This is a genomic window from Mycolicibacter sinensis (genome assembly GCF_001667945.1).
GTDB lineage: Bacteria > Actinomycetota > Actinomycetes > Mycobacteriales > Mycobacteriaceae > Mycobacterium > Mycobacterium sinense_B.
In genome coordinates this window covers 15919-32784 of the sequence record NZ_LZJK01000167.1, presented here as the reverse complement: position 1 = coordinate 32784, position 16866 = coordinate 15919, and the positions used below count along the sequence as shown (strand labels likewise).

Below are 16866 nucleotides of genomic sequence, written 5' to 3'. Positions count from 1 at the left end.
CCGACAACCCTCGTTATGTCAGGCCAATCAGCGCCCGAGAGCTTTACATAACGGTCGTTGTCGCTCGAAGGCGGGCAATCGCCACATCCCGCCTCCCCCGTTATTGGTGGGGCGCAAGGGATTCAGCGGGGCGCCCGGTTACCGTGGGGCCTGAGGGATTTCCGGTGCGGCGAACGAGATTCGAGGACCGTCAGCCCAGCGACGCCAGCGCACGCACCAACTGGTCGACCTCCGAGGCCGTCGAGTAGTGGCTCAACCCGACCGTGACCGCTCCCCCGATGTCGTTGACCCCGATCACGTCGAGCACCCGCGACCCGGCGTTGGCGATCGCCAACACCCCGTTGTCGGCCAGCCGCTGTACCACCCGCTCGGCCGGCACGTTGCGCACCGCAAAGCTGACCACCGGAATGCGGACGTCGGGTTGACCGATCAGCATCACCAGCGGCAGCGACCGCAGCGACCCGAGCAGATAGTCGAACAGCCGGTTCAGATACTGACCGGCCGACTGCATGGAGATCGCCAGCCGCTCGGGCCGGCTGCCCCGGGCGGATTCGTCGAGCGAGGCCAGATATTCGACGCTGGCCACCACCCCGGCCAGCAGGCCGAACTGGTGCAGGCCTACTTCCAGGCGTGCCGGGCCCACGGCGTGCGGGTTCAACGACACCGACCCGAACGTGTCGATCAGCGCCGGGTCGCGGAAGACCAGCGCACCGATCGGCGGGCCACCCCAGCAGGCCGCGTTGAGCGCCACCACGTCGGCCTCGATGTCGTTGATGTCGAGCAGCTGGTACGGCGCCGCCGCGCAGTGGTCGACCACGGCCACCCCGCCGACGTCGTGCACCAATTTGGTGACCGGCCGCAGGTCGGTGACGGTGCCCAGCACCCCCGACGCCGAAGTGACGGCCACCAGCCGGGTTGATCCGGTGATCAGGTTCTCCCACTGCCAGCTCGGCAGCTCCCCGGTCTCGATGTCCACCTCGGCCCATTTGAGCTTGGCCCCGTAGCGGTTGGCGGCGCGCACCCAGGGCGCGATGTTGGCCTCGTCATCGAGGCGGCTGACCACCGTCTCGTAGCCCAGGCTCACCCGCGACGACGCCGCATCGGCCAGCGCGCTGAGCAGCACCGCCCGGTCGGGCCCCAGCACCACCCCGGCGGGATCCCCGCCGACCAGGTCGGCCACCGCCTGGCGCGCCGCGACCAGCACCGCGGCGCTACGCCGGGCCGCCGGGTGCGGGCCCCCCGCCGTCGCCAGCGAGCCCCGGAAGGCGGTCGAGACCGTGGTCGCCACCGAGTCCGGGATCAACATGCCCGTAGGCGCGTCGAAGTGCACCCAGCCGCCACCGAGCGTCGGGTGCAGTCCGCGCACCCGGGCGACGTCGAAGGCCATGTCAGCCACCTTAGAACTTCTCAAGATCGGGTGATCGGTGAAAGTATCGGATAACCGGATAGCTCCCCCGCAGCGCTGAGCCGTGTCACCTTGGCAGACATACTAGTGCAGTGCTTCTCGGGTTCGGAATGGTTGCCGCGCTGCTGCTGCTGGTCCTACCGGGGGCACTCGTCGCCGCCGGCGCACGGCTGACCTGGCCACTGGCGATCACGGTCGGCCCGGCGCTGACCTATGGGCTGGTCGGCCTGGCCATCGTGCCATTCGGTGCATGGGGAATCCCGTGGAATGCCGACACCGCCCTGGCCACCCTGGTGGTGGTCGGCGCCTTGGTGGCCGGCCTGGCCCGAGGCGTTCGGGGGTTGCTGGACCGTCGTCCCGGCATCCATGTGGCCGCGCCGTCGACCGCCGTCGGGCCCACCCTCACGGTGGCGGCCGGAGTGTTGCTGGGCATGCTGCTGATCGGGTGGGCGGCGGTGCGGGGGCTGCCGAATTGGCAGAGCATTCCCAGCACCTGGGACGCGGTCTGGCACGCCAACACCGTCCGCTTCATCCTCGACACCGGCCAGGCCTCCCCCACCCACGCCGGGGAACTGCGCAACGTCGAAACCCACGCCCCGCTCTACTACCCGTCGGCGTTTCACGCACTCACCGCGGTGCTGTGCCAGCTGACCGGTGCAGCACCCACCACCGGCTACACCCTGGCCGGGCTGGCCGCCTCGGTGTGGCTGTTCCCGATCAGCGCCGCGCTGCTCACCTGGAATCTGCTGCAGCGCGTCGCGAGCACCGCGCTGACCGCACTGTCGGCGGCGACCGCCGCGGCGCTGTCGGCATCCTTCACCGCGCTGCCCTACGTCGAATTCGGCACCGCGGCCATGCCCAACCTGGTGGCCTACGGGCTGGTGGTGCCGGCATTCGCGCTGACCACCGCGGTGCGCACCATGCGTGACCGCATCGGCGTCGCGGTGCTGGCGCTGGTCGGGGTGTTCTCGGTGCACCTGACCGGGGGCGTGGTCACGGTCTTGCTGCTGACGGCCTGGTGGCTGTGCCCGAAGGACGGGGCGCTGTGGAACCCGTTGCGCGGCAAGCGCCGTGACACCCTGGCCCTGGCGGCCGTCCTGATCCCGACCGGTCTGCTGCTGTTGCCGCAGCTGCTGAGCGTGCGCAAGCAGGCCGACATCATCGCCGGGCACTCGTTTCTGACCCATGAGGGCCGCAAGTCCGGACTGCGCGACGCGCTGCTGCTGCACACCCGCCACCTCAACGACTTCGGAATCCAGTACACCCTGGTCGGCCTGTGCGCGGTCGGGGCGGTGCTGCTGATCGCGAAGAAGGTGTACTGGCCGCTGGCGTTGTGGGCGGTGCTGGTGGTCGGGGTGGTGCAGTCCTCCGCGCCGCTGGGCGGCCCGGTGGGCGAGGTGGTGGGCGCGTTCACCGACCTGTTCTACAGCGACCCGCGCCGGATCATGGCGGCGATGACGTTGCTGCTGGTCCCGATGGCCGGGATCGGGCTGGCGTGGCTGGTCGCGCTGGTGGTCAAGCCGGCACCGGGGCGTTCCCGAAGCGTGCTGACCGGGGTACTGCTGACCGCGACGACGGTCGGGCTGGCCTGGCATTACCTGCCGCGGCACGCGTTTTTGTTCGGCGACAAGTACGACTCGGTGATGATCGACAAGCGCGATCTGGAGGCGTTCGCCTATCTGGCCGCGCTGCCCGGGGCCCGCGACACCGTGATCGGCAACGCCAACGTCGACGGCAGCGCCTGGATGTACGCCGTGGCCGGCCTGCACCCGCTGTGGACGCACTACGACTACCCGCAGCAGCAGGGCCCCGGGCCGCAGCGGTTCATTTTCTGGGCCTACGCCGACGACGCCGACACCGATCCGCGGGTCGCGCAGGCCGTGCGTTCTTTGGGTATCCGGTATGTGCTGATCAGCAGTCCGACGGTGCGCGGGTTCTCCCTGCCCGACGGGCTACTGTCTCTGGAGAAATCGCGGTCCTGGACCAGGATCTACGACAATGGCGGGGCGAGCATCTACGAATGGCAGGGAGGCGGTGGCGGTGAGCACCGGCAATAACGACGAAGATGGTGTCGAGATCATCAGCGGCGCGGACCCGCGACTGCTTTCGGCCGGGGCGTCGGGCGGCACCGGCTCCGACGACGAGCAGTCACTGACCGACCTGATCGAGCAGCCCGCCAAGGTGATGCGGATCGGCACCATGATCAAGCAGCTGCTCGAGGAGGTGCGCTCCGCCCCACTGGACGACGCCAGCCGGGTGCGGTTGCGTGAGGTGCACGCCGCTTCGATCCGTGAGCTCGAAGACGGGCTGGCCCCGGAGCTGCGCGAGGAGCTGGACCGGCTTACGCTGCCGCTGCGCGAGGACGCCGCCCCGTCCGACGCCGAGCTGCGGATCGCCCAGGCCCAGCTGGTCGGCTGGCTCGAAGGGCTGTTCCACGGCATCCAGACCGCACTGTTCGCCCAGCAGATGGCCGCCCGTGCGCAACTGGAGCAGATGCGCCACGGCGCACTGCCGCCCGGTGCCACCGCCGGCGGGCACAGCGGGCAGGGCCACACCGGCTCCGGCCAATACCTGTAGTCACGTTGTCCGCCACCGATCCACGCATCGAGACCCGGGACGCCTGGGTCGAGTTCCCCATCTTCGACGCCAAGTCGCGGTCGTTGAAGAAGGCCTTCCTCGGCAAGGCCGGCGGGGCGATCGGGCGCAACAACTCCAACGTGGTGGTGGTCGAGGCGCTGCGCGACATCACCATGTCGCTGTCGCTCGGCGACCGGGTGGGGCTGGTCGGACACAACGGCGCCGGCAAATCGACACTGCTGCGGCTGCTTTCGGGTATCTACGAGCCGACCCGGGGTTCGGCGAGCGTGGTCGGGCGGGTGGCGCCCGTGTTCGACCTGGGCGTGGGCATGGACCCGGAGATCTCCGGCTACGAGAACATCATCATCCGTGGGCTGTTCCTCGGGCAGACCCGCAAACAGATGACCGCCAAGGTCGACGAGATCGCCGAATTCACCGAGTTGGGCGACTATCTGGCAATGCCGCTGCGCACCTACTCCACCGGCATGCGGGTGCGGCTGGCGATGGGGGTGGTCACCAGCATCGACCCGGAGATCCTGCTGCTGGATGAGGGCATCGGCGCGGTGGACGCCGAGTTCTTGAAGAAGGCCCAGACCCGGTTGCAGAAGCTGGTGGAGCGCTCCGGAATCCTGGTGTTCGCCAGCCACTCCAACGAGTTTCTCGCCCGGCTGTGCAAGACCGCGATGTGGATCGACCACGGCACCATCAAGATGACCGGCGGCATCGAGGAAGTGGTCGGCGCCTACGAGGGGCCCGACGCCGCCCGGCACGTGCGCGAAGTACTCGCCGAGACCCAGGCCGGGGACAAGGCGTGACCCAAACCGTCTATGCGGTCGTCGTCACCCACCGCCGCGTCGACCAGCTAGCCGAGTCACTGAAGGCGCTGGTGACCCAGAGCCGGCCACCGGACCACGTGATCGTCGTCGACAACGACAACGACCCCGCGGTAGCCGATCTGGTGGCCAGCCAACCGGTGGCGTGCACCTACCTTGGATCGCAGCGAAACCTCGGCGGCGCAGGCGGTTTCGCGCTGGGCATGCTGCACGCCCTGGCGTCCGGCGCCGACTGGGTGTGGCTGGCCGATGATGACGGGCGACCGGCCGATTCCGGTGTGCTGTCGGCGCTGCTGGCCTGCGCCGCCAAACATCACCTGGCGGAGGTGTCGCCGATGGTCTGCAACATCGACGACCCGTCCCGGCTGGCGTTCCCGCTACGGCGCGGGTTGGTGTGGCGCCGCGAGGTCAGCGAATTGCGCAGTGGCGCAACCCAGGATCTGCTGCCCGGCATCGCGTCGCTGTTCAACGGGGCACTGTTCACCGCCGATGCGCTGGATGCGGTGGGGGTGCCGGACCTGCGGTTGTTCATGCGCGGCGACGAGGTGGAGGTACACCGTCGGCTGGTGCGCTCCGGTCTGGCGTTCGGGACGTGCCTGAACGCGGCCTACCTGCACCCCTGCGGGTCGGCGGAGTTCAAGCCGATCCTGGCCGGGCGGATGCACACCCAGTACCCCGACGATGCGGCCAAACGCTATTTCACCTACCGCAACCGCGGCTACCTGATGTCCCAGCCCGGCATGCGCCGGCTGTTGATCCAGGAATGGCTGCGGTTCGGCTGGTTTTTCCTGGTGTCGCGCCGCGACCCGGCCGGGTTGCTCGAGTGGGTCCGGCTACGTCGGCTGGGACGCCGGGAGCAGTTCGCCAAACCCAAGGGGCAGCAATGAGTTTCACCGATGTGGCCGCGGAGTCCAAGAGTTTCGCGCGGGCCCGTGCCGATCTCGTGGACGGGTTCCGCCGCCACGAGCTGTGGCTGCACCTGGGCTGGCAGGACATCAAGCAGCGCTACCGGCGCAGTGTGCTCGGGCCGTTCTGGATCACCATCGGCACCGCTACCACCGCGGTGGCGATGGGCGGGTTGTACTCCAAGCTGTTTCATCTCGACCTGGCGGTGCACCTGCCGTACGTGACGCTGGGGCTGATCGTGTGGAACCTGCTCAACGCCGCCATCCTGGAGGGCGCTGATGTGTTCGTCGCCAATGAGGGGCTGATCAAGCAGTTGCCGACACCGCTGTCGGTGCACGTCTACCGGCTGGTGTGGCGGCAGATGATCCTGTTCGCCCACAACATCGTCATCTATGTGCCGATCGCCCTGATCTTCCCGAAGCCCTGGTCGTGGGCGGATCTTTCGGTGATCCCGGCGCTGGCGCTGATCGCGTTGAACTGCGTGTGGGTGTCGCTGTGCTTCGGGATTCTCGCCACCCGCTACCGCGATATCTCGCCGCTGCTGTTCTCGGTGGTGCAGCTGCTTTTTCTGATGACGCCGATCATCTGGAACTACGACACGCTGCGCGCCCAGGGTGCGTCCCGGTGGACGGCGGTGGTGGAGTTCAACCCGCTGATGCATTACCTGGACCTGGTGCGGCTGCCGTTGCTGGGCGCGCATCAGCCGCTGCGGCACTGGGCGGTGGTGTTGGTGTTGACCGTGGCCGGTTGGGCGGTGGCGGCGATGGTGCTGCGCCAGTTCCGGGCGCGAGTGGCCTACTGGGTGTAGCGGTCGCGTTCTGAGCGCAGCGGTCTCCTTCCTCGAGCCACACCAGTCACTTGGGCACCGTCGCGGGACCATGCGGGTGTTGCCGAATCGGATAGCGCCGGCGATAGCAGGGTGCTCGGCGGATGAATTCGGACGGCGCAGATCCCCGGCTACGGCGCCGTCGCTATCACAGGCGCTATCCGATTCGACAACATCTGTAGGTCGACTTGCCGGTGCGGAAGTGACGCATGTGGCAGGGGGCACGAGGCGGGCCGCGGAGGTCGGAATCACGAATCGGGCCGCGGAGGTCGCATGAGCGGGATGCGCAGCGCGATCGCCTCGGCTCGGCGATGACGGCGGGCATGGCGTTCGGCGGAGGACTTAAGCTTCCCGGGTGACCGAGACTGCTTCGCCGAACACGGGCCTGCCGTTATCGACACAGGTGTGGCGCTTTCTGGTCACCGGTGCGATCTCGGCTGTGGTGGACTTCGGGCTATACCTGCTGCTGTATCTGGGCGCAGGCGTCAAGGTCGACCTGGCCAAAGCGGTCAGTTTCGTCGCCGGGACCATCACCGCGTACCTGATCAACCGACGCTGGACGTTTCAGTCCTCGGCGCACACCGGGCGGTTCGTCGCGGTGATGGCGCTTTATGCGTTGACCTTCGGCGTGCAGGTGGGGATCAACCACCTGGTGCTGGACCTGCTGGATTATCAGCGCTGGGCACTGCCGGTGGCGTTCGTGGCCGCGCAGGGCACCGCGACCGTCATCAACTTCGTCGTGCAGCGGACGGTGATCTTCCGGGCGCGCTGAGCACAGATCTGGCCGCATTCCATTCCCGGTACTGTTCGGGGGTCAGTTCTCGGCCGAAGACGGTTGCAATGGCTGGATCCCGGTCCAGGTAGGCGTCCTCGTTACCCCGCCAGGCCTGCGCGTACCGATAGAACGGCAACCAGGGGTGCAGGTGGTGCACCAGGTGATAGGTCTGAGACAGCATGATCGGGATCAGCAACCCTTCCATACCGACCCGGTTTCGGGTGGCACGGTAGCGATTCTCCTGCTGGGTGTGCTCCAGCCCGTGGTGCGGCAACCAATCGAACCACCAGCCCAGGATCACCATGCCGATGCGCTGCGGGATCAGCACGACGGTCGCGAGGAGCCAGAAGTGCCCGGTGATGACCGCGGTGCCGATTGCCGCGACCGTCACCGAGAACACCACCGCTGTTTCGGCGACCTCGGTCAGCGGACGACGCCGGGACTGCTGCAGCCGCCGCTTCAGCTGCCGGCAGTACCAGATGGCATAGAAGACATCCATCAGCGCCCAGCGGAACGGCAGCTGCCAGGCCGGCGCGTGGGTGGCGAACATGTCCGGGTCGTTGTCGCCGTCGTTTGCGTTGCGGTGGTGCTCCAGGTGGACGTAGCTGAACGCCGGCAGCGAAAACGCCGGCGCGACAAAGAGCCAGGCCGCCCGCCCGACCACCGAATTCACCCAGCCCGCCAACGAAAGCGAGCGGTGCAGCGCGTCGTGGGCCACCATGAACATCGCGTAGACCACCGCGGTGTTGACCGCGATGGTGAGCCACATCGGAGCGTGATGGCCCACGGCCGCGGTTGTCGAAAGCACAAAGATGATCAGGGCGCCCGCCCCCAACGCGAGCGTGGGCCAGGCAAAGGCCGGTATCGACTCGACGGGGCGCGGGTGTCGTTGGCGTACAACGGTTTTCGACGACGCATGATCCATCGCCTCGAGCGGTGGCATGGGCCTCCTCAAATAGGCGACGATGCGAGCACGGGATAACCTATGGCAGATAACAGGTTACGCGGTTCCGGAACTAACCTTTCCGCACGCGCACCCGACGTTCGGTCAAGAAGTCATCACGGTTTCGCATCGGCCGCCCAGCGCCGAAAGGCGCTGGGCGGTACCGATTTCCACTACGGCGTGGCCGGGCTGTTCGCGCCGTTGTCACCGCTCGCGACCGTGCCGTTCGTCTGGGTGCCGCCGGTGTTGACGATGTTGCCGTCGGTGCCGTTGCCGCCGGTGTTGCCGACCCCGGTGCCAGTGCCGCCGTGGCCGCCGGTGGCGGTGCCGTTGGTGGCCGTGGAGGGGACGGCGGGGTCGGCGCCGTTGTTGCCGAAGGCGTCGAGCCGGCTCGACCCGCCGAGACCGCCGGCGCCGCCGTCCAGGCCGTCACCACCGTTACCGCCGGTCGACGTTCCGTTGGCCAGGTTGTCCGAGTCACCGCCGGTGGCGATGCTGGCCTTGCCGCCGTTGCCGCCGGTGCCGGCGTTACCGTCGGCATCGGTCGTGGCGTTGCCGCCGTTACCGCCGTGCGCGGTGCCGCTGGCGGTGCCGCCGGGACCACCCAGCGATCCGGTCACCTTGGAGCTCTGGATATCCGAGCTTCCACCGTTACCGCCGTGACTGCCCGCGCCGCTGGCGTTACCGCCGTCACCGCCGGTGGAGGTGCCGTAGGAGTTGCCGCCCGCAGCACTGGCCTGCCCGAGTTCGCCGGACTCCAACTCGCCCCAGCCGCCTTTGCCGCCGACGCCACCGTTGGTACCGGAGCCGCCGTTGCCGCCCTGGGCCACCGCGTCGTTCCCGCCGCCGCCGATCGATCCGCCGGCATTGTCGACGACCAGGTAGCCCGCGCCGCCGTCGCCACCGGTGCCGTTGTCACCGAGACCACCGGTGCCGCCGGTAGCGCTACCGGTGATGGTGCTGTCCGCACCGGTCGCCGAAGCAATGGCCTCGCCGCCCGTGCCGCCGGTTCCGCCGTTGACGCCGGCGCCGCCGTCGCCGCCGGTGACCTCGGTACCGGTGATCGAGCTACCCGCGTTCGCATTGACGTAGCCGATCGCGCCGTTACCGCCGACACTGCCCTCGCCGGTTCCGTCGCCGCCGTTGCCGCCCTGCGCGGTGTTGTCGGTCCCGGTCGCGTTGTCGCCGAAGACGTTGATCTGGCCACCCATTCCGTTGCCGCCGGTGCCGCCGGCGAGCCCGTCGCCGCCGCTACCGCCGTGAGCGGTGCCCGACGCCTCGGCGCCGTTGCCGCCGGACAGGATGCTGCCGTAGCTGCCGTTGCCGCCGGTGCCGCCGCCGGTGGCGTTGCCGCCGTTACCGCCGTGGGCGGTGCCGTGCGAGGTGCCGCCACTGCCGCCGCCCTCGGCGCGAGCGCTCTGAATGTCGCCGTTGCCGCCGTGACCACCGGTGCTGCCCGCGCCGTCGGCGCTGCCGCCGTCACCGCCGGTGGCAGTGCCGTACGAGGTGCCGCCGGTGCCGGTCGCGCCGGCGTCCTGACCGGCCTCGAGTTCACCGAAGCCGGCCGTACCGCCGTGGCCGCCGTTGGTGGCGGCGCCACCGGTGCCGCCGACGGCGGTGGCGCTGGCGGGGTCGCCGCCGTTGCCGATGGTGCCGCCGGCCTGGTCGACCACCAGGTAGCCGGCGCCGCCGTCGCCGCCGATGCTGCCGGTGCCGTCGCCGGTGCCGCCGGCGCCGCCGGTGGCCGTCCCGGTGATGGTGCTGCCGGCCCCGTGGGCTTCGGCCGCAGCCGCACCGCCGCTACCGCCGGTGCCGGAGTTGCTGCCCGCGCCGCCGACGCCGCCGGTGACGGTGGCCTGGTCGATGACGGCGCCGTCGGCGGCCGTGATGGCGGCCGTGCCACCAGCGCCGCCGTTGCCACCGGTGGTGCCGACGCCGGCGTTGCCGCCGGTTGCGTGGCTGTTGGTGATCGCGCTGCCGGCGCCGGTGGCGGTCAGGCTTGCTGCGCCACCGTCGGCGGTTGCGCTGGCGTCACCACCGGTCACCGAGCTGTGCGAGATGCTGCCGCCGTTACCGACGTTGACTGTGGCGCCGCCGCCGACGTGATCGCCGACGTTCTGGCCGCTTTGAACGGCGACGTCGGAGACGGCACCGCCACCGTTGTTGATCAGCGTGTTGTTGGCGCCGTCCTGGCCGTTCACACCGTTGGCGCCGCCGTTGGTGGCGTTACCGCCGGCGACGTTGGCGCCGTCGATGGTGCTGCCGTCGCCGTCGGCCTGGATGCCGGCGTAGCCACCGGTGCCGCCCTGACCGCCGACGCCCGTCAGGCTGCCCGCGCCACCGTCGCCACCGTTGCCGCCGGTCGCGGTGCTGTTGGTGACGGTCCCACCGTTGGTCTGCTGGATGATGGCGCCACCGCCGCCACCACCGCCGCCACCGCCCTGGCCGGCGGTTGTGCCGTCAGCGGCAGCACCGGTGCCGCCGTTGCCGCCGGTGCCGCCGGTCACGGTGTTGCTGTCGTCGCCGCCGTTGATGGCGCCGCCGTTGGCGCCGGCACCACCGTCGCCGCCGTTACCGGCGGTGCCAGTTCCGGCGTTGCCGTCGCTGTCCACGACCACCGCGCCACCGTTGCCACCGGCGCCGCCGTGGCCACCGGTGAAGCTGCCGGTGCCGCCGTCGCCACCGGTGCCACCGTCGCCGGCGGTGCCGTTGACCGTTGCGCCACCGTTACCGCCGGTGCCGCCGGAGCCGCCGGTGCTCAACACCGGGTTGTTCGCGTCGTCACCGGCGGGTGCGCCGGTGCCGCCGTGGCCGCCCTTACCGCCGGAGCCGGCCGCGCCGTTCTCCGAGGAACCACCGACGCCGCCGTTACCGCCGTGGCCGCCGGCGAAGGTGGCGTCCGGGCTGGATTCCTGGTCCGCAGCACCGGTGGTGTTACCACCGGCGCCACCGTCACCACCGTTGCCGGCGGTGTCGTCGCCGGTCGCATTGGCACCGGCACCACCCTGGCCGCCGTAGCCGCCGTGGCCGGAGCCGTCACCACCGGCGCCACCGGTACCACCGTTGCCGCCGATGCCGTTGCCGCCGTCGGCCTTCGAAGTCACCGCGCCACCGGTACCGCCGTTGCCACCGGTGCCGCCGTAGACGCCTTGGCCACCGGCACCACCGGCGCCGCCGGTGCCGGCCGCGTAGCCGGAGCCGCCGCTGCCGCCGTTACCACCGGAGCCGCCCACCCCGGTCGCGTTGTCGTGCGCCGGGCTCAAGCCGTTGCCGATGAAGTTGCCCTCGGCGTCGGTGGCCGCGTTTCCGCCGACACCACCGGCGCCGCCGTCACCGCCATCACCGAGCCGGCCGAGGTTTCCGTCGGACCCGTTGGTGTGGCCGTCGCCACCGCCGGTGCCGCCCTGGCCGACCACCGCACCGGCCGCGCCGCCGTCGCCGCCGTTGCCGCCGACGCCACCGGCGCCAAGCGGGTTGGACAGGGTGTTGTCGGTCGCCCCGTTGGCGCCCTTGCCACCGGCACCGCCGACACCACCCTTGCCGCCGTTGCCGGTGTCGCCACCGTTGCCGCCGTTGCCGTTGGTCGCATTACCGCCGTTGCCGCCGGCGCCGCCTACGCCGCCATTACCGGCGTTGCCACCGGCTCCGCCGGCCACCGTCGGGTCTGTCGAGTCGGCACCGGTACCACCGGTGCCGCCGATGCCGCCAACACCGCCGGCGCCACCGTTACCGCCGTTGCCCGACACCGAGCCTCCGGCACCACCGGTACCACCCGTGCCACCGGCACCCCCGGCGAAGCCGTCGCCGCCGGCGCCGTTACCGCCATTGTCGAAGCTGCCGGCCGCGCCCTCGCCACCTTGCGAGCCGGCACCGCCGGCACCACCGTTACCGCCGTTGCCGTGGTCGCCGCCGGCGCCACCGTTGCCACCATTACCACCGGCCACCCCGGTGCCGTCCGCGTTGAGCCCGTTGCCGGCACCACCGGTACCGCCGTTGCCGCCGTTGCCCGAGACCGTGGCCGGCAGCGTGCCGTCGGCACCGTCGGCGCCCGCGTTGCCCGGCGTACCGCTGAAGAGCAGCCCGGCGGCGGAGCCGGCCGCGCCACCCTTACCGCCGGCACCGACCGTGCCGAGGTTGCCGCCGTTACCGCCGGCACCGCCGTTGCCGCCGCCGACCAAGCCGGTCGGGGCCGCGTCGGCGCGGGCCGCCACTCCGGCGGTACCGGCCGCCCCGGCACCACCGCCGGAACCGCCATTGCCTCCGTCGCCGCCGTTGCCGGCCAGACCGGAACCGCCACCGGCACCACCGGCACCGCCGTTGCCCGCCGCACCCGCGGTGTGAATACCGAAGAAACCACCGGCGCCACCGTTACCGCCGGCGCCGCCCACGCCCCCGGCGCCACCGGATCCGGCGTTGCCGCCGTTGCCGCCCGCACCGCCGTCTCCGCCGGGACCGGTCGGGTCCGCGGCCGCGCGGATGAGGTCGGCGGTGCCGCCGCCCACCGGCTGGGTGTTGTCGTTGCCGTCGCCGCCGGTACCGCCGTCACCACCGTTGCCGCCGACGCCACCGTTACCACCGGCGCCACCGGTACCACCGGCACCGGACGTGCCGAACAGACCGGCCGCGCCGCCGTTACCACCGACACCACCGGCACCACCGGCGAAGCCATCCCCACCGTCGGTGCCGTCGGTGCCGTTGACGCCGGCCGCGCCGTCACCACTGCCCGGGAAGCTCAAGCCGTCCAGGCCGCGGTCGCCGTTCGTCCCGGCGGCACCGTTACCGCCGGCACCACCGGTGCCGCCATTGCCGCCGTTGCCGAACAGGAAGCCACCGGTACCACCATTACCGCCGGCCAGGCCGGCCCCGCCGACCGCGGCCACCCCGTCGGCGCCGAACGCGCCCGCGCCGCCGTTGCCGCCGTTACCCAACAACCAACCGCCGGCGCCGCCGTCACCACCGATCAGGCCGAGGCCGTCACCGCTGCCACCGGCGCCACCGTCGCCGAGCATGCCGGCGGCACCACCGTCGAGGTCGATCGAGCTGGCGTTGGCAAACGAGTAGGTGCCGTTCTCAACGTCGGCCAGCGTGATCACATCACCGTCAGCGTCGGTCAGCGCCGAGCCGTCCGCGCCGATCAGGTCGCCGTCGGCGTTGACGAAGCTGCCGCTACCGCCGTCACCGAACAGGAACCCACCCGCGGTGGCGGCGTGGTAGATCAGGTCGCCGTCGTCGCCGAAGCTGACGTAGGCGTTGGCGCCGTTGGCCAAGACACCGTCGAGGGTGAACCCGCTGCTGATCAACATCTCGCCGAGGCTGTGCAGCGGCTGGTAGATCACCATGTTGATCGAGTTGGCGACCAAGTCATCCAGCCACTGCAGCGGGTCGACCATCTGGCCATCCGCCGAGCCGGGCAGGTCCCCACCGAACAGGGCGCTCCAGTCGGTGACTGACGATTCCAGCGCCGAGGAGTCGAACCACGTCGATGCCTGGCCGAACAAGGCGTCGAACATCTCGTCGAACCCGTCGGCGCGCGCCGGCGCGGCCGTCAGCGGCGTCATCCCGAAGGCGAGGAAAGCTCCGACCGCACTTGTGGCGCCCAGCGCGCGGCCGGCCCGGCGCTTGTTCTTCCCGAAGTAATTCTTCGTCGACATGATTTCTCCTTGAGGCGGGGGGTCCTACGAGCAGTTGACGGAGATGCAAAAGACTTATTTCGACTTAAGGTAACAGAACCTACGTCGAACATGAAGCCTTATCCGAACATCCCTTTCAGCGCCAGTCGCCTTGCCGGTCGGGCCTCTCACCAGCGATATCGTCCGAGATTTGCCGGGTAATTTTTTGGGAGTCGGCGCCACACGCCGGGTTTTGGAAACCTGATAGGCAGTCGATTGATCGCTTATGTAGCTCGGTTATTTTCTTTGCTGACCACCTGAGCCGACCGGTTGGTTGATTCGCCAGGGCAGGCTGAAAAGCACCGGCAGCGACGGTTTTCGCGGTCCCACCGGTATGGGTACCGCCTCCCGCCGTCAGGCGGCCGGCGAATTTACTGCCGGCGGACTTCTCCAGCACGGCGATCCCGCCGCGCGGCTGGTCGCGCGGCGGCGGGGCCACGACGTCGTTCCGTGAGTTGCCGGCGAGATAGTTAACGTTCCGCATTTGCGGGACATCGCTGACCTGCCATGAGGTCAGGCCGAACGGCAACGGTCCCCTGCCACCCCTCGTGGGGCAGGGGACCGTCGCGAGGTCTGCCTAGGGCGCCGGTATGCCGGGTTGGCCGGGCTGCCCGGGCGGCGTGCCGTGGGTGCTGCCCACGCCCGCAGCACCGCCCACGCCGCCGTCGGTTCCGTTGCCGCCGTTGCCGCCGTTGCCGCCGGCCCCCTGCTGCTGGGCGCCGTTCCCGCCGTAGCCACCGTCACCGCCTTGGCCGCCGTTGCCCCCGCCGACGCCGCCAACGCCCTTGCCGCCGTTGCCGCCGGTTCCGCCGGTTCCGCCGCTGCCGCCGGTGGGGTCTGGGGACTGCGGGGTGGCCTGGCCTCCGGTGCCGCCCTGGCCACCGTCGCCGCCGGTGCCGTTGGCGCCCCGGTGGGCACCGTTGCCGGTGCCGGTGCCGGCAGTGCTGTTCCCGGTCCCCCCTTCGCCGGCGTTGCCGCCGTCGCCGCCCTTGGCGCCGGTAGTGCCGTTGGTGGCCGCACCGGTGGCGCCCTGTGCGGAGACACCCGCGGTTCCGCCCTCACCACCGGTCCCGCCGTTTCCGCCGGCACCGCCGTCGGTCGGATTGTCGCCGACGCCGCCGTTGCCCCCGACGCCGCCATGACCGCCGAGGCCCCCGACGCCGCCTTGTGCTCCGGCGGTCTTCTCGGCGTTATTGCCGGAACTGCCGTGGCCCCCGTGCCCGCCGGTACCGCCGTCGCCGGCGTTGCCGCCATTGGTGGCGTGGGCACCGCTGCCACCGGCACCGCCGTTGCCTCCGCTGCCGCCGACGCCGCCGGCGCCGCCGTTCTGCAGGGCGGTGTCCTGGCCCCAGCCGCCACGTCCGCCGTCGCCCCCGTTGCCCCCGTCGCCCGCATTGCCGGCGTCGCCCGCGTTGCCGGCGTGGCCGATGAGTGAGGAGCCGGCGGCACCACCGTTGCCGGCGGCGCCACCGGTGCCGCCGCTGCCGCCGTGCCCGCCGGCCTGGGCGGCGGGACCGCTCGGGTGCGGGATCGGCGGATGACCAGGCGGCTGCGTCCGCCCGTCAGCACCCCAGGCGCCGTTGCCGCCATCGCCGCCGGCGGCGCCATTGCCGCCGTGACCGCCGTTACCGCCGGTGCCGTCCACGAGGCCACTGGCACCGCCGGCGCCACCGTTTCCACCGGCGCCACCGTCGGTGCCGTCGCCGCCGGCCTTGCCGTAATTGACCGGGGTGTTGTATTCGTCGCCGTAGCTGATGCCGTCGGCGCCCCTCATGCCGTCGCCGCCGGCGCCGCCCGCGCCGCCGTTGCCGTAGAGCATGCCCCCCATACCGCCGGCACCGCCGTTGCCGCCGCTCTCGCCCGGATCGGTTGCGTCAGCACCCGCACCGCCGTTGCCGCCGTTGCCGAACAGCCAACCGCCGGCGCCACCTGCACCGCCGTTGCCGCCGTCGTCGCCGTCGCCACCGGTACCGCCGTAGCCGAACAAGCCGGCGGCGCCGCCCGCGAGGCCGTTCCCGTTGTCATCCACTCCGCCGGCCGCGCCGTCACCGAAGAGCAATCCGCCATCGTGGAGATTGCCGAGGCCCAGCCACGCCAGTGGTGCATCGTTGGTTCCCTCCCAGCCGGCGTCGCCGTTGCCGATCAGGTTGCGGCCGAACAGGTCCACCCACGGCTGGTTGATACCGGCGATCAGGGCCGCGTTGTCGGTGTCGGCCAGCCAGGCTTCCAGGTCGGTGTGCAGGTGGGTGAAGACGGCCATGGCGTCATCGCCGTTGAGGAAGCTGATGTCGCCGGAAGCCGTCCCGAACAGATCGGTGTTGAGGAGCTCGAATAGCGCATCGAGGCCGTCCAGGTCGGCGTGCGCCGCGGGCGCGCCGGCCAGCGGCGTCATCCCCACGGCCAGAAAGGCTGCGGCGGCGCTGCCGGCGACCAACGTGCGCCGAGGGCGTCCCCGACCTGATCGATGGGCCATCCCCCCGCGACGCTGAACAAACATGGCGCCCTCCCCCAAATTGCTAAAGCGCTCGATGAAAAACTCTCATCGATCGCTCACGTTAATCACGATTCCGGTGGCGTCAACCCTGTATCACGGCCTTTCGCTAGCCGCGGGCGCCGACACTGCGAGGTAAGTCGAGTTATGCATTTGCCCAGGTCAGTGGCTTTGGTGTGCTAATCACCGGCTCTTAGCTGCCACATCAGCGGGCCGGGCCGATGCCGACGGTAGTGAACGCTGAGCCCCGCCGTTACCTCCGGGCCCGAAAATTCTCAGGAAAGCCTGTCCGACGATCCGGTAGCGGCGGCAACTCGTGTCACTCCTGCACCTGCCGTGGGTGATGTGGGTGAAGTCGAATCGGATATCACCGCCGATAGCGCTCGTCGGAATGCCACCGCGGCCCGGTCGCAAGGCCGGGCCGCGGGTGGGTTGGCGGAT

Annotated in this window: 11 protein-coding genes; 6 read left to right on the top strand and 5 right to left on the bottom strand. The window is 70.6% G+C overall.

Annotation, left to right across the window (positions count from 1 at the left end; translation table 11 throughout):
* Positions 1-190: 190 nt before the first annotated feature.
* Positions 191-1387: a cysteine desulfurase-like protein gene (locus tag A5694_RS22120; protein ID WP_064924442.1), complete on the bottom strand. Its 1197-nt coding sequence runs from the start codon at positions 1385-1387 to the stop codon at positions 191-193.
* 128 nt (positions 1388-1515) lie between these two features.
* On the opposite strand from A5694_RS22120, the gene A5694_RS22115 reads away from it, so the two are divergent.
* The 6 genes from A5694_RS22115 to A5694_RS22090 all read left to right on the top strand — a co-directional run bounded on the left by A5694_RS22115 (position 1516) and on the right by A5694_RS22090 (position 7319).
* On the top strand, positions 1516-3462 hold the full coding sequence (locus A5694_RS22115; protein WP_428844293.1) for a DUF6541 family protein: 1947 nt from the start codon (positions 1516-1518) through the stop codon (positions 3460-3462).
* Positions 3446-3982 carry a bacterial proteasome activator family protein gene (locus A5694_RS22110; RefSeq protein WP_064924445.1) on the top strand — a complete coding sequence of 179 codons (537 nt, stop codon included), beginning with the start codon at positions 3446-3448 and terminating at the stop codon, positions 3980-3982. The genes A5694_RS22115 and A5694_RS22110 overlap by 17 nt, the downstream gene beginning before the upstream one ends.
* Before the next feature lie 5 nt (positions 3983-3987).
* Positions 3988-4797, top strand: a complete 810-nt coding sequence (wzt, locus tag A5694_RS22105; protein WP_064924440.1) for a galactan export ABC transporter ATP-binding subunit Wzt/RfbE — start codon at positions 3988-3990, stop codon at positions 4795-4797.
* Positions 4794-5702 carry a galactofuranosyltransferase GlfT1 gene (glfT1, locus tag A5694_RS22100; protein WP_064924439.1) on the top strand — a complete coding sequence of 303 codons (909 nt, stop codon included), beginning with the start codon at positions 4794-4796 and terminating at the stop codon, positions 5700-5702. Before wzt ends, glfT1 begins: the two co-directional genes overlap by 4 nt.
* Positions 5699-6529, top strand: a complete 831-nt coding sequence (wzm, locus tag A5694_RS22095) for a galactan export ABC transporter permease subunit Wzm/RfbD (protein WP_064924438.1) — start codon at positions 5699-5701, stop codon at positions 6527-6529. The genes glfT1 and wzm overlap by 4 nt, the downstream gene beginning before the upstream one ends.
* A gap of 373 nt (positions 6530-6902) precedes the next feature.
* Complete coding sequence (locus A5694_RS22090) at positions 6903-7319, top strand: GtrA family protein (RefSeq protein WP_064924437.1); 417 nt, start codon at positions 6903-6905, stop codon at positions 7317-7319.
* Here the strand turns inward: A5694_RS22090 and A5694_RS22085 are convergent.
* The 4 genes from A5694_RS22085 to A5694_RS25020 form a co-directional block, all read right to left on the bottom strand.
* The gene (locus tag A5694_RS22085; RefSeq protein WP_082952807.1) at positions 7276-8265 is read right to left on the bottom strand and encodes a fatty acid desaturase; all 990 of its coding nucleotides are present in this window, start codon (positions 8263-8265) and stop codon (positions 7276-7278) included. The two genes, A5694_RS22090 and A5694_RS22085, sit on opposite strands and share 44 nt — an antisense overlap.
* A gap of 173 nt (positions 8266-8438) precedes the next feature.
* Positions 8439-13916: a beta strand repeat-containing protein gene (locus A5694_RS25025; protein ID WP_064924435.1), complete on the bottom strand. Its 5478-nt coding sequence runs from the start codon at positions 13914-13916 to the stop codon at positions 8439-8441.
* 115 nt (positions 13917-14031) lie between these two features.
* Positions 14032-14463, bottom strand: a complete 432-nt coding sequence (locus A5694_RS23815; RefSeq protein ID WP_131809636.1) for a hypothetical protein — start codon at positions 14461-14463, stop codon at positions 14032-14034.
* Between the two features lie 48 nt (positions 14464-14511).
* Positions 14512-16407, bottom strand: coding sequence for a PE family protein (locus tag A5694_RS25020; RefSeq protein ID WP_165605211.1), 1896 nt, complete (start codon positions 16405-16407; stop codon positions 14512-14514).
* Positions 16408-16866: the final 459 nt, after the last annotated feature.